This is a genomic window from Streptomyces sp. NPDC020917, assembly GCF_044333795.1.
Lineage (GTDB): Bacteria > Actinomycetota > Actinomycetes > Streptomycetales > Streptomycetaceae > Actinacidiphila.
The window spans coordinates 64,186-77,003 of record NZ_JBIRRR010000012.1 but is presented as its reverse complement, the minus strand read 5'-3'; the positions used below and the strand labels follow the sequence as shown (position 1 = coordinate 77,003).

Here is a 12,818-nt window from a genome sequence, read left to right as displayed (position 1 = left end):
GGCCGTACTGTTCGTGCAGGCACGACAACCGCGGCACTGCCGCGTTCATTCCTGATGGGGCGGAGGGGCCAGGCATGGGCGAGGAACCGCGGCGGCCGGACGGCGGAGCGCAGGACGACGGCCCGGACTTCTCCAGTCCCGGGTTCTCCAGCCCCGACTTCTCGAGCCCGGACTTCACCGGACCCGACGACTCCGCGGACGGCTTCACCGTGCCGGACTTCGTCGTCCCGCCCTTCGAGGGCCCCGACTACGAGGCCGGGGACGCGGACGAGCTGGTGCCCGACGAGGCGGGCTTCTCCAGCCCCGGCTTCTCCAGCCCGGACTTCACCGGACCCGACGACGTCCACGAGGACGGCAGCTCCGACGGGGACGAGCACGGCGGGTCCCCCGCCTGACGCAGGTCCCGCCCGTCCTCCACCGTCCCGCCTCCCGAACACCCCTGACGAGAACCGCAGCGCCCCGCGACGCCACCCGGCCCGCGGGGCGCTCGCGTGTCCGCCGTCCCGTCCGCGCCCGCTTCCCCGCCCGAAGAACCCTGGCAGATGTACAGGTACAGCTACGCAGTCTCGATTGCGTGACCGCCGTCCGCCCCCGGCCCGCCGCGGTGGTCCGGCCGCGGCACCCGCCCCCGAGAGGTACACCAGCATGTCCAAGTCCGCACTGCTCGTGATGGACGTCCAGGAGAACATCGTCGGCCGCATCGCCATGCCCGACTGAGAGGGTCTTCCCGCGCCAGGCCGAGGTGACGACGATCGACGCCTGGGCCGCGTCGCTGGGCTGACCGCCGGCGTGCGCCGCCCCGCGGAATCGGGGCGGCGGATCAGGCCGGCGGGATCAGCGCGCCGTGGGCGGCGCCCGCCACGGCGTCGGCGACCGCGGCCAGGGCGGGCGAGTCGAGCTTCCACTGCTGCCAGTACAGCGGCACGTCCACGGGCGGGCCCTCCGGCACGTCGAGCAGCGTGCCCGCCGCGCGGTGCGGCCCGGACTGCGCGTCCGGGATCATGCCCCAGCCCAGGCCCGCGACGACGGCCCCGACGAACGCCTCGGACGACGGCACGTGGTGCCGGATCCGGCCGGCGCCGCCGCGCCCGGTGGTGCCGGGCGTGGCGAGCGCGCGCAGGAAGCGGTCCTGAAGGTCGTCCTTGCGGTCGAAGACCACGACGGGCGCCGCGGCCAGCAGTTGTGCCAGTGGGCCGCCCGGCAGGTGGCGGGCGGTGAACGCCGGGCTCGCCATCGCCCGGTACCGCATGGTGCCCAGCGGGCGCACCGTGCAGCCCTGCACCGCCTCCGGCGAGGAGGTCACCGCCGCCATGACGAGCCCCTGCCGCAGCAGCACGGTGGTGTGGTCCTGGTCCTCGCGGTGCAGGTCGAACGTGACGTCGTACCGGCCGGCGACCTCGGTGAGGGCGGGCAGGAACCACGTGGCGAGCGAGTCGGCGTTGACCGCGACCGGCAGGGCGGTGGGGCCGGCGGCGGCGCTGAGCCCGAGTTCGGCGCCGGCGTCCCGTTCCAGCCGGGCCAGTTGGCGGCCGAACCGCACCACGATCTCGCCCGACGGCGTCGGCCTGACCGGCTTGGTGCGCAGCAGCAGCACCCGCCCGGTGCGCTGCTCCAGGCCCTTGATCCGCTGGCTGACCGCGGACGGCGTCAGGTGCAGGGTCTCGGCTGCGGCCTCGAAGGTCCCTTCGTCGACCGCGGCGAGCAGGGTCCGTACCTGGTCCAGAGGAAGGTCGATCATCGCGGGCCCCTCATCGGTGACGTGCGGCGCGGGACCGCGCCGCGGTGGCCGCCTTGACGGAATCTTAAGTGATGCTGATGCCGCCTAAGAATCATTAGCTGGTCTGATCGCCATGCGGCTCCTAGCCTCAAGGCATGCGTGAGGTACTCATCGCGGCCCTGGCCGGGCTCGGCACCGGGCTGTCGCTCATCGTCGCCATCGGCGCCCAGAACGCGTTCGTGCTGCGGCAGGGCATCCGGCGCGAGCACGTGCCCGCGGTCGTGGCGATCTGCGCGGTCTCGGACGCGGTGCTCATCGCCGCGGGCATCGGCGGGGTGGGCACCGTCCTCAGGCACTTCCCCTCGGCGGTGACGGTCATCGCCTGGGCCGGCGGGGCGTTCCTGATCGGGTACGGGGCGCTGGCCGCGCGCCGGGCGCTGCGTCCGGCCGCCGCGCTGACGGCGGACGGCGGCGCGGTGGGGACGTCGCTGCGGGGCGCGGTGCTCACGTGTCTCGCGATGACGTGGCTGAACCCGCACGTGTACCTGGATACGCTGCTGCTGCTCGGGTCCGTGGCCAACGGGTACGGCGGTGGCCGGTGGCCCTTCGGTGTCGGTGCCGCGACCGGCAGCGTCGTCTGGTTCAGCGGCCTCGGCTTCGGGGCGCGGCTGCTGCGGCGCCCCTTCTCCAGGCCGGCAGCCTGGCGCGTCCTCGACGCGTGCATTGCGGCCACCATGGTCACGCTGGGCCTGGTCATGCTTTCCCGCACGTAGCCACTGCGTTTCGCCCCCGGCAGCCCTCGCGCTCGGGCAGTCCCCGCGCACCCCCGCCCCGAAGGGGCCGGCCCCGCCGCACCGGACCACCCGCCCGACCGTGGCCAGCCGCGCAGTTCCCCGCGCCCCCACAACGCTCGGGCAGACCCCGCGCCCCCGCAGCGCACGAGCAGACCCCGCGCCCCCGCAGCGCTCGGGCAGTCCCCGCGCACCCCCGCCCCGGAGGGGCCGGCCCCGCCGCACCGGACCACCCGCCCGACCGTGGCCGGCCGCGCAGTTCCCCGCGCCCCCGCAGCGCTCGGGCAGTCCAACGGACCCACAGTGCTCGGCCAGTCCCCGCGCAACCACAACGCTCGGCCAGACCCGCGCACCCACAACAACGCTCGGGCAGTCCGGGCGCACCCCGCAATGTTCGGCTAGAGGTGGGGGGTGGGGCGGAAGGCGATGAGGGCGGCGTCGTCGCGGCGGTCGGTGACTCCGGCGAGGAGCAGGGCGCAGATGTCGGCGAGGGGCATGCCTCTGCGGGTGGCGGAGGCGGCCGCTTCGGCGAGGCCGGCCATGCCGTCGGCGAGGTCGGTGCCGGGGACCTCGATCAGGCCGTCGGTGTAGAGGAGCAGCGTGTCGCCGAGGTCCAGGTCGTAGTGCCACGTGGTGCGGGGCAGCGCGGGGGCGACGCACAGGGGGAGGTCGGGGCCCGCGCCCTCGAGGAAGCGGGGGCGGCCCTCGGCGGGCAGCAGCAGCGGGGGCGGATGGCCGGCGTTGGACCACGCCGCGTGCCAGCCGCCGCCGGCGCGCCGCCGCAACCGCACGTGCACGGCGGTGACCAGCGGCGCGATGGCGAGGCCGTCCACGACCCGGTCGAGCCGGGCCAGGCTCTCGGCCGGGTCGTGCGGCCGCGACTGGTCGTAGGCGATGACCCGCAGCATGCTGCGCAGCTGGCTCATCGACGTCGCCGCGTCGAGGTCGTGACCGGCGATGTCGCCGATGCTGAGGGTGACCGAGCCGTCCGGGAGCAGCAGCGCGTCGTACCAGTCGCCGCCGACCTCGGCGGTCTTGCTGGCCGGCTGGTAGTGCGCGGCCATCTCCGCGCCGGGCACGCTCGGGGTGGGGGTGAGCAGGGCGCGTTGAAGGGTGAGCGCGGTGTGCCGGGTGCGCTGCAGCTCCAGCGCCTGCCGCAGCGGGTCGCGCACCTCGTGCAGCACCTCGCCCAGGAGCGCCAGGTCGCGGGGGCCCGGCGGCGGGCTGTCGGCGCAGCCGGCCGCGCAGGCGAAGGCGACGACCGCCGAGTCGATGATGAGCGGCACCACGGTCAGGCTGGTGGCGCGGGCGGCCCGCAGCCAGTCCAGCGACACCTCCGGCAGGATGCCGGCCGGCGGGCTGCCGGCCGGGAAGACCAGCAGTTTCGGCCGGCGGCTCTCGATGACCTGGCGGGCGATCGGCCCGACCGCGTAGCTCTGGTCGATCAGCGGCGGCAGGTCGGGCAGGCCGGGGCGGGCGGTGGAGGCGACGCGTACGGCGGTGAGCGGCTCGCCGCTGCCGGTCGCCCCGGACGACGGCAGCAGGAAGACGGCGCAGGCGTCGGTCAGTTCCGGGACGACGGCGCCGGCGACGGCGCCGAACGCCTGGGGCACGTCGTCGGCAGCGGTGACGGTGGCGACCCTGGCCAGCAGCCGCTCGCGCAGCCGGTTGCGCCACTGGTCCTCGATGTCGGCGGTCGCGCCGATCCACTCGACGATCTCGCCGTCGCGCACGATGGGCACGGCCCGGGACTGGACGTGGCGGTAGTCGTGCGCGGTGGTGCGCAGCCGGAAGGTGCAGACGAACATGGAGGGGGTGCCCTCGGCCGCCTCCTGCCAGGTGCGGACGAGGTGGCCGCGATCGTGGGGGTGGACGAGGGTCAGCCACTGCTCGTCGATCACCGGCCGCCACCGCTTGCCGGTGAAGTCCTCGAAGTCGCCGACCAGCTCGGAGATGGAGCCGTCGGGCTGCATCAGCCACACGGTCTGCGTCACCGCGCCCATCAGAGCCTCGTACCGGTGCAGCGCCTGGTGCCGCTCGGTGGAGAGCCGCTCGGCCCGCTCCACGGCCTCCACCTGCGCGGTGGTGTCGACGCAGACGGTGAGCACGCCGCGGCCGAAGCGGGACAGGACCGGGGAGCAGCTGTAGATGAAGTGGCGGCGTCCGGGGGCGCCGGGAAAGAGGCCCTCGGTGGTGCGCGGCCCGGTGACCTGGCGGCCCAGGCCGTCGTGGAAGACCTCGTCGAGCATCCGCACGTAGCGGACGGCCCGCTCCTCGGGGAACGCGTCGGCGGCGCGGGCGCCCATCTTGCGGGGCCCGAAGAGATTGCGGAAGGCGTCGTTGTAGTAGACGAGGCGGTGCTCGGCACCGGAGGTGAGCGCGACCGCCACGATGGCGTCGTCGAAGACCTCCGGCTCCAGCTCGGGCACACCCCCGCCACCGGTCCGCGTCATCCTCTGATCATCGCTCCCCGGGCTGCGGCGGGCACGGTGGACGGGCGCCCGGGGGCGCCCGGCCGGGAGCGCGGCACCCGGCGGCGGGGCGGGCGCGTCCGGCCGGCCCCGGCGGGCCCCGGTGGCGCGGCGGGATTACGGTGGCGGGAGAGCCGGACGCGCAGGAGCGCGCCGGGGGCGCCCGCGGGGGATCCGGACCGGCAGGCACAGGGGGGATCCGAGCAAGGAAGTCGCGCTCATGACCTCAGTTCCCACCGTCACCCTCAACAACGGCGTCACCATCCCTCAGCTGGGCTTCGGGGTGTTCCAGATCCCGCCGGACCGCACCCGGGAAGCGGTGCGCGTGGCCCTGGAGACCGGCTACCGGCACGTTGACACCGCCGAGATGTACGGCAACGAGAAAGGGGTCGGCCAGGCGGTCCGGGACTCCGGCCTGCCGCGCGGGGACGTGTTCGTGACCAGCAAGCTGAACAACGGCTACCACGCGTACGAGGACGCGCTCGCCGCGTTCGCCCGCACCATGGACGACCTGGGCCTGGAGTACCTCGACCTGTTCCTGGTGCACTGGCCGCTGCCCGGGGTGGGCGACTACGTCGAGACCTGGAGGGCGATGGAGGAGATCTACCGCTCGGGCCGGGTCAAGGCGATCGGCGTGTCCAACTTCCAGCAGGCCCATCTGGAGCGGCTGTTCCGGGAGACCGACGTGGTGCCGGCGGTGAACCAGATCGAGATCCACCCCTACCTGGTCCAGGATCCGCTGCGGGAGTTCGGCCGGGAGCACGGCATCGCCACCGAGGCGTGGTCGCCCATCGCGCAGGGCAAGGTGCTGGACGTCCCGGTGATCACCGCGATCGCGGACCGGGTGCAGCGGACGCCGGCCCAGGTCGTGCTGCGCTGGCACCTGCAACGCGGTGACATCGTCTTCCCGAAGTCGGTGACGCCGGAGCGGGTGGCGGAGAACTTCCGCCTGTTCGACTTCGAGCTGGCGCCCGACGACGTGGCCGCGATCACCGCGCTGAACCGCGACGAGCGCACCGGCCCCGACCCCGACACCTTCAACTGGGTGCCCTGACGCGGCTACGTGCCCCGGCGCCGCCCGGAGCCGCACTCGACGAAGCCGACGACGGCGCCGTGCCCGGGCGGGTCCACGCCGTGCGCGACGGCGGCCGTCCCCCTAGCCGGGGCGGCCGCCGTGCCGTGCCGGGGCGGGCACGCCGGGAGCCCTCCGCGCGGCGGGCAGCGGGCAGCGGGCGTCACTCCACCCGCTGGCCCTTGCCCAGCGCGATCACCCCGCCGGGCGAGACGGTGTACAGCTCGCGGTCCCGCTCCGGGCTGACGCCGATCGTGGCGCCGGGCGGCACGTCCACGTTCTTGTCGAGCACTGCGCCGCGCACGATCGCGCCGCGTCCCACGCGAACGTTGTCGTGCAGCACCGAGCCCTGGACGACGGCGCCGGAGTCCACCACCACGCCCGGCGAGAGCACCGACCTGGTGACCTGGCCGCGGACCACGCACCCGGGGCTGATCACCGACTCGCCGACGATCCCGCCCGCCGCGATCTTGGCGGGCGGCAGCTGGCCTGGGTGGGTGTAGATCGGCCAGCGGCGGTTGTCCAGGTTGAACGCCGGCTGGTCGGACACCAGGTCCATGTGCGCCTCGTAGTACGCCTCCAGGGTGCCGACGTCCCGCCAGTAGCCGTGGTCGCGGGCCGTCTCACCGGGCACGTGGTTGGTGTCGAAGTCGTAGACCTGGGCGACGCCCTTGTCGGTGAGCCGCGGCAGGATGCTGCCGCCCATGTCGTGCAGCGACTGGCTGTCCTCGGCGTCCTCGTGCAGCGCGTCCAGCAGGGTCTTGGTGCTGAACAGGTAGTTCCCCATGGAGGCGAAGACCCGGTGCGGGTCGTTCGGCAGGCCCGGCGGGTCGGAGGGCTTCTCCAGGAACCGCTCGACCCGCAGGCCGTCCCCGGCCGGCGTGATGATCCCGAACGAGGACGCGTCGGCCCTGGGTACCTTGATGCCGGCGACGGTGACCCCCGCGCCGTGCTCGATGTGCTGGGCGAGCATCTGCCGCGGGTCCATCCGGTAGACGTGGTCCGCGCCGAACACGGCGATGTAGTCCGGCTGTTCGTCGTGGACGAGGTTCAGCGACTGCAGGATCGCGTCGGCGCTGCCGAGGTACCAGCGCGGGCCGAGCCGCTGCTGGGCCGGCACCGGCGTCACGTAGTTGCCGAGCAGGCTGGACATCCGCCAGGTGGTGGTGATGTGCCGGTCGAGCGAGTGCGACTTGTACTGGGTGAGCACGCACACCTTCATCACGTCGCCGTTGACCAGGTTGGACAGCACGAAGTCCACCAGGCGGTAGGTGCCGCCGAAGGTCACCGCCGGTTTGGCCCGGTCGGCGGTGAGCGGCATCAGCCGCTTTCCCGCGCCCCCGGCCAGCACTATGCCCAGTACCGAAGGTCCACCGCGCATCAGGGCCCCCTCCATCGTGTCCGTCTGTGCCCGCCGTACGGCCGCTTCCGCACGGCGCCGCCGCCCTCAGCTGCCATCGAGGACCGCGGAGTACAGGTCGGCGGTGCGGCGCGCGACGGCGTCCCAGCCGAACTCCCGCACGGCCCGGTCGCGTCCCGCCGCACCCATCCGCGCGGCGCCGTCCGGGTCGCCGGCCAGCCGGTCGATCGCCGCCGCGAGCCCGCTCTCGAACGCCTCCGGCCGCTGCTCGTCGTACGGCACCAGCAGCCCGGTCACGCCGTCGTCGACGACCTCGGGGATGCCGCCGACGGCCGAAGCCACCACGGCGGTGCCACAGGCCATCGCCTCCAGGTTGACGATGCCGAGCGGCTCGTACACCGAGGGGCAGACGAACACCGCCGCGTGCGTGAGGAGTTGGACCACCACCGGGCGCGGCAGCATCGCCGGGATCCAGTGCACGCCCTGGCGGACCGCGTTCAGCTCGTCGAACAGGCCGCGGAACTCCCGGTCCAGGGCCGGCGTGTCGGGGGCGCCGGCGCACAGCACGAGCTGGATCGACGGGTCGATCCCGCGGGCGGCGCGCAGCAGGTGCGGCACGCCCTTCTGGCGGGTGATGCGGCCGACGAACAGCACGTAGGGGCGTTCCGGATCCACGCCGATGCGGGCGAGGGCGTCGGTGCGCGGGTCGGGCCGGTAGGCCGCGGTGTCGATGCCGTTGCGGATGACGTGCACCCGGTCGGGGTCGAGTTCCGGGTAGCAGCCGAGGATGTCGCGGCGCATGCCGTCGGACACCGCGACCACGGCGTCCGCGGACTCCATCGCGGTGCGCTCGGCCCAGGAGGACAGGGCGTAGCCGCCGCCCAGTTGCTCGGCCTTCCAGGGGCGCAGCGGCTCCAGCGAGTGCGCGGTGAGCACGTGCGGCATGCCGTGCAGCATCTTGCCGACGTGGCCGCCGAGGTTGGCGTACCAGGTGTGGGAGTGCACCAGGTCCCGGCCCTGGAGGGCGGCGGCCATCGCCAGGTCGACGGCGAAGGTGCGCAGCGCGTCGTTGGCGCCGTCGAGCGTGGCGGGGGCGCGGTGGCGGACCACTCCGTCCTCCGCGCCCTCGCCCCAGCAGTGCACCTCCAGGTCGACCAGCGCGCGCAGTTCGCGGGCGAGGAACTCCACGTGGACGCCGGCCCCGCCGTAGACGTCCGGCGGGTACTCCCGGGTCAGCAGCCCGACCTTCACCGAGACCTCCCGCCGTCGACAACGCGTGCCTGTTGCCTTCCCCGGTTGGCGGGAGCCCTACCCCGTCAGTTGGTGATCAGGTCGAACTGCTCCCAGGTGCCGATCGCCGCGCGGTTGGCGATCAGCGCCGCGGCCCCGCCGTTCTCCGCGGTGACGTACTGGTTGTCGGCCAGCGCGAGGAGGCTGACGGTGCCGTTGGCGTTGTGCACCAGTTGGAAGGTCTCCCACTGGCCGGCGGACGTGCGGTTGGCGATCAGCGGGGACGCGCCGGCGTTCTCGGCCGTCACGTACTGGTTGTTGGCGTGGGCGCGCAGCGCGACGTTGCCGCTGCCCCGGTCGATGAGGTCGAACTGCTCCCACGGGCCGACGGAGGTGCGGTTGGCGATCAGCGGCGAGGCGCCGGCGTTCTCGGCGGTGACGTAGTCGCCGTTCGCCCGGGCCCGCAGCGAGACGACGGTGCCGGTACCGGTGTTGCCGCCGGTGGTCGGCTGGGTGGGGCGGGTGGCGGTGAGCGCGATCTGGCCCTTGAGCATGAGGCCGCCGTCGCCGGTCAGCCGCAGGTAGTAGTCCGAGGAGCAGGCGGTGCCGTCCTCGTCCAGCGCCAGGAAACCGGAGTCGGTGGGCACCCAGGCCTGGGACTCGGCGGTCTTGGCGATCTGGTTGCCCTCGTTGTACTCGTCGAACATCGAGATGTAGACGCCCTGCACCCCGGCCCGGCACATGTTGTAGAACTGCCGCCACATGAAGTCGCCGTGCGCCCGCTGGCGCAGGGTGACCGCGCCGGGCAGCACGCACGGCTGGTAGTCGATGCCGTGCGCGGCGCACTCCGCGAGATCGGGGACGGTGGCGACGTTGAAGAAGTTGTCCGCGTCGGAAACGTTTCCGATCCTGCCGACCATCCACGGCGAGAGCATGTGGAAGGCGTGGTAGACGTCGCTGAAGCCCGGGCGCGAGTCCCGGTCGCCGGTCCGCCACCAGGTCGGCACGCCGCCGATGACGTAGCAGCCCTGGGACTTGAACCAGTTGACGACGTCCAGGCACGGGGCGGGTGCCCACGGCCGCTTGTCGTCGTTGAAGCCGAAGCCCCAGATGCAGACCACCGGCTTGCCGTTCTGCCGTGCGTACGCCGAACTCGCCGTGTGCGCCGACATCTTGTTCGTCCAGTCCGTCTTGATCTCGGACTGCATGGCCGTCCAGTCGGTGACGTCGTACATGACGTAGAACTTCACGCCGTGCGACTCGGCCGCGCTGCGCACCTTCGCCGCCATCGCGTCCCGCGTCGGCCCCTCCCCGCCCGTGGGGTTGAACCGCTGCAGCGCCGCGGTGTCGATGCCGTACTGCTGCATCCACTGGAAGTGCGTGTCCACCGTCTGCTGGTCGTACGACGAGAACAGCGTCGCCGGCTGCCCGTTGCCCAGATTCGCGTACGACGTCCGGTAGGTGCGGGTGAAGTCCCGGACGTCCGGCCAGGCGACGATGCCGGTGTTGGACGGGGACGGCGGCTGGGCCGAGTCGGGGCTCCAGTGCCACCACGCGTTGATCGGCGCTCCGTCGCCGATGCACGCGAACCAGCCCTGGTAGCCGACCGTGGTCTTGCCGACCACGTCCCCCGGGCCGCTCGCGGCCGGGACGGCGGTGGACGCCCGTGCGGTGCTCGCCATGCCCAGGGCGGCGAGGCCCCCGGCGGCCGAGGCGCCTGCGGCGGCGCCGACGAACGTGCGACGTGACACTCCCATGGAAGACTCCGATGTTCAGCAGGTGAACCCAGCGCCCCCACGGCGGGCCCGCCGCACGGCACGGCCCGCAGGTGAATTCCGCTCCATTTGCACCCGTCAGCGGTGGGGGAAGGTGCACAAAATCAGCTGACACGCCGCTGACCGGCACCACGCCGAGGAGATGAGGAAAGGTGGTTCGAGGTACGCAGGGATTCAACTGCTGAACTGAACGGGCCGTCAAGAGTCCGTGCGGCCTTCACACCTTGGGGCGTAGGGCGGGAACGGCAGCCGGGCAGGCGACGGTCGGGCCGGATCCGGCCACTTCCCGGGCGTCCCGTTCCCGGCCCCCCGCGGCTCCGGCGCCTCTCAAGTCGTCGTCACCCGTGGGGTGTCAGCGTATGCACGGGGCTGCTGGTGCCGAGCGCGACACGGCCCGGCCCGCGCACCCGCTAAGCACACACCTGACGGCACCGGGCAGAAACCGCCGTTCCCGTGCCCTGCGGGCCATCGGGGATTGACGCTTTGTGGACGGCTGCACCGCGCCCCGTCCGGGCACACGGAGGAGAGACCGAGTGTGATGACCGACCCGCGCCCCACCGCGCCCCTCCCGCTGCGTGCCGGAGAGCGGTTGGCACTGGCGCTCGCGAGGGAAGAGATGATGCAGGACTACCACCGGTGGGAGACCGATCCGGCGACCGTCGTCGGCTTCGGGGCCCGCTGGCCGGTGTCCTGGGACGTGTTCCGGGCACGCTTCCGCAGCAGTCACACCTCCGCCCACTACCAGCTCTTCGAAGTCGTCACCGCCGACGGCGCGGTCCCGGTCGGGACCACGTCGCTGAGTGTCGACCAGGCCGTCAACAGCGCCGAGTTCACCGTCGTCATCGCTCCGGAGCAGCGCGGCCGGGGCTACGCCACCGAAGCAACCGCACTCACCCTCGACTGGGCCTTCACCATCGCGTCGCTCAACTCGGTGTGGCTCGAGGTCCTCGCCCCGCACACCGCGGCGGTGACCGCCTATCTCAAGGCCGGCTTCCGCACCGCGGGCCGGCTGCGCAGCGCCGGCCTGTGGCAGGGCCGGCGTGTCGACAAGCTCCTGATGGACTGCGTCCCCGCCGACCTGCCCCACCTCCGTGACACCGCGGAGTCCGCACGGCCCGGCCGTCCCACCGGGTCCACCGGGTCCGCCCGCCCCGACGACTCGGTGACCGCACGCCCTCCCGAACGACATCCGGCTCAGAAGAGGTGATCAACATGTCCTGCCCCGATGTGAACTGCCGCAAGGGCGGCTGCACCACCGACCCGGGCCGCGGCCGGCCCGCCGGCGGCGCCAAGGGCAAGTAGCGCGCTCACGCGGGAGCGCTCCCGCGCGCGGCGCGGGACGGCCGGCGGCGCAGGGCCGCCGGCGGTCCCGGCAGGCCCACGTGGGCGGCCCGGCTCCGTCCCCGGCCCGCGCCCGGTCAGCCGTCCAGCAGGTCCTCGGAGACCTGCCACAGCCGGGCCGCCGCCTCCGGGTCGACCGCGTACGCGGCATAGCCGCGGCGCGGACCGCCCTCCTCGTGCGGGCCGGCCTCCGCGCAGTCCTCGAAGTACCGGCCGCCCACGCCCTCCAGCAGCGGGGACGTCGCGACCAGCACGGACGTCGCGGCGCCCTGCTCCGGGGTCTTCCAGCTGGGCCCGCCGCCGCCCACCCGGGCGCGCAGGGCGTCCAGCTCGCCGGTCGACACATGCCGCTGCAGGTTGGTCTGGATGGCCCCCGGCATCAGGGAGTTGACGGTGATGCCGTCCGACGCCCAGCGCTTGCTGCCCTCGACCCCGAACAAGACGTTCGCCGTCTTGGACTGGCCGTAGGCGAGCCAGGGGTCATAGGGGCGGTGGGCGAACTGGATGTCCTCGAAGACCACCGGCGACTGCAGGTGGCCGCTGGAACTGACCGAGACGACCCGCGCGCCGCCGGCCAGGGCGAGCGCCCGGTGCAGGCCGCGCGCCAGGGCGAAGTGCCCCAGGTGGTTGGTGGCGAACTGCAGCTCCCACCCCCGCGCGGTGCGGGTCTCGGGGGCCGCCATCACGCCCGCGTTGTTGACGAGGATGTCCAGCGGCCCGTACCAGGCGGCCGCGAAGGCGGCGACCGAGGCCGGGTCGGCCAGGTCCACCAGCGCGACCCGTACCTGCTGGTTGCCGGTGGTGGCCGTGATGTCGCGGGCGGCCTCCTCGCCCGCCTGGGCCGAGCGCACCGCGAGGGTCACCTCGGCGCCGGCGCCGGCCAGCGCACGGGCGGTCTCCACACCGATACCCGAGCCCCCGCCGGTCACGACCGCCTTCTTCCCGGACAGCGGGATGCCCGCCACGACCTCGGCAGCCGTGGACGTCCGGTCGAAGGGCGTGGTGATGCGCGTGCTGTCAGTCATGTCGTTCCGTTCCTCCAAGGCCCCGGCACCTGACGC

Annotated in this window: 11 protein-coding genes; 5 read left to right on the top strand and 6 right to left on the bottom strand. The window is 73.5% G+C overall.

Translation table 11 applies throughout. The features are described from left to right. Positions 1–74: 74 nt before the first annotated feature. Both ACH4TG_RS24375 and ACH4TG_RS24370 read left to right on the top strand, forming a co-directional pair. The gene (locus ACH4TG_RS24375) at positions 75–395 is read left to right on the top strand and encodes a hypothetical protein (protein WP_398244589.1); all 321 of its coding nucleotides are present in this window, start codon (positions 75–77) and stop codon (positions 393–395) included. Positions 396–570: 175 nt separating this feature from the next. Continuing rightward, on the top strand, positions 571–717 hold the full coding sequence (locus tag ACH4TG_RS24370; protein ID WP_398244588.1) for a hypothetical protein: 147 nt from the start codon (positions 571–573) through the stop codon (positions 715–717). A gap of 103 nt (positions 718–820) precedes the next feature. Here the strand turns inward: ACH4TG_RS24370 and ACH4TG_RS24365 are convergent, their stop codons facing one another. Then, positions 821–1,738 carry a LysR family transcriptional regulator ArgP gene (locus tag ACH4TG_RS24365; protein WP_398244586.1) on the bottom strand — a complete coding sequence of 306 codons (918 nt, stop codon included), beginning with the start codon at positions 1,736–1,738 and terminating at the stop codon, positions 821–823. Positions 1,739–1,872: 134 nt separating this feature from the next. Between ACH4TG_RS24365 and ACH4TG_RS24360 the strand changes: the two genes are divergently transcribed. Then, complete coding sequence (locus ACH4TG_RS24360; RefSeq protein WP_398244584.1) at positions 1,873–2,490, top strand: LysE/ArgO family amino acid transporter; 618 nt, start codon at positions 1,873–1,875, stop codon at positions 2,488–2,490. 416 nt (positions 2,491–2,906) lie between these two features. Here the strand turns inward: ACH4TG_RS24360 and ACH4TG_RS24355 are convergent, their stop codons facing one another. Further along, positions 2,907–4,961, bottom strand: a complete 2,055-nt coding sequence (locus tag ACH4TG_RS24355; protein ID WP_398244583.1) for a SpoIIE family protein phosphatase — start codon at positions 4,959–4,961, stop codon at positions 2,907–2,909. 238 nt (positions 4,962–5,199) lie between these two features. Here ACH4TG_RS24355 and ACH4TG_RS24350 point away from each other — a divergent pair, with 238 nt between their 5' ends. After that, positions 5,200–6,033, top strand: a complete 834-nt coding sequence (locus tag ACH4TG_RS24350) for an aldo/keto reductase (protein ID WP_398244582.1) — start codon at positions 5,200–5,202, stop codon at positions 6,031–6,033. A 181-nt stretch (positions 6,034–6,214) separates the two neighbouring features. Here ACH4TG_RS24350 and glgC read toward each other — a convergent pair whose 3' ends face one another. The 3 genes from glgC to ACH4TG_RS24335 all read right to left on the bottom strand — a co-directional run bounded on the left by glgC (position 6,215) and on the right by ACH4TG_RS24335 (position 10,398). After that, positions 6,215–7,435, bottom strand: a complete 1,221-nt coding sequence (glgC, locus tag ACH4TG_RS24345; protein WP_398244755.1) for a glucose-1-phosphate adenylyltransferase — start codon at positions 7,433–7,435, stop codon at positions 6,215–6,217. 63 nt (positions 7,436–7,498) lie between these two features. Further along, positions 7,499–8,662: a glycogen synthase gene (glgA, locus tag ACH4TG_RS24340; RefSeq protein WP_398244581.1), complete on the bottom strand. Its 1,164-nt coding sequence runs from the start codon at positions 8,660–8,662 to the stop codon at positions 7,499–7,501. A 65-nt stretch (positions 8,663–8,727) separates the two neighbouring features. Then, positions 8,728–10,398, bottom strand: coding sequence for a xylosidase (locus ACH4TG_RS24335; RefSeq protein ID WP_398244580.1), 1,671 nt, complete (start codon positions 10,396–10,398; stop codon positions 8,728–8,730). Between the two features lie 556 nt (positions 10,399–10,954). On the opposite strand from ACH4TG_RS24335, the gene ACH4TG_RS24330 reads away from it, so the two are divergent. Continuing rightward, a complete protein-coding gene (locus tag ACH4TG_RS24330) occupies positions 10,955–11,623 on the top strand; it encodes a GNAT family N-acetyltransferase (protein WP_398244579.1) in 669 nt (222 codons plus the stop codon). A 211-nt stretch (positions 11,624–11,834) separates the two neighbouring features. On the opposite strand, the gene ACH4TG_RS24325 is transcribed toward ACH4TG_RS24330, so the two are convergent. After that, complete coding sequence (locus tag ACH4TG_RS24325; RefSeq protein WP_398244578.1) at positions 11,835–12,782, bottom strand: SDR family NAD(P)-dependent oxidoreductase; 948 nt, start codon at positions 12,780–12,782, stop codon at positions 11,835–11,837. Positions 12,783–12,818 lie beyond the last annotated feature (36 nt).

Bases quoted from the DNA above. Each gene is read 5' to 3' on its own strand.
- ACH4TG_RS24375 (WP_398244589.1), top strand. From the start codon at position 75: ATGGGCGAGGAACCGCGGCGGCCGGACGGCGGAGCGCAGGACGACGGC.
- ACH4TG_RS24365 (WP_398244586.1), bottom strand. From the start codon at position 1,738: ATGATCGACCTTCCTCTGGACCAGGTACGGACCCTGCTCGCCGCGGTC.
- ACH4TG_RS24360 (WP_398244584.1), top strand. From the start codon at position 1,873: ATGCGTGAGGTACTCATCGCGGCCCTGGCCGGGCTCGGCACCGGGCTG.
- ACH4TG_RS24355 (WP_398244583.1), bottom strand. From the start codon at position 4,961: ATGACGCGGACCGGTGGCGGGGGTGTGCCCGAGCTGGAGCCGGAGGTC.
- ACH4TG_RS24350 (WP_398244582.1), top strand. From the start codon at position 5,200: ATGACCTCAGTTCCCACCGTCACCCTCAACAACGGCGTCACCATCCCT.
- ACH4TG_RS24335 (WP_398244580.1), bottom strand. From the start codon at position 10,398: ATGGGAGTGTCACGTCGCACGTTCGTCGGCGCCGCCGCAGGCGCCTCG.
- ACH4TG_RS24330 (WP_398244579.1), top strand. From the start codon at position 10,955: ATGACCGACCCGCGCCCCACCGCGCCCCTCCCGCTGCGTGCCGGAGAG.
- ACH4TG_RS24325 (WP_398244578.1), bottom strand. From the start codon at position 12,782: ATGACTGACAGCACGCGCATCACCACGCCCTTCGACCGGACGTCCACG.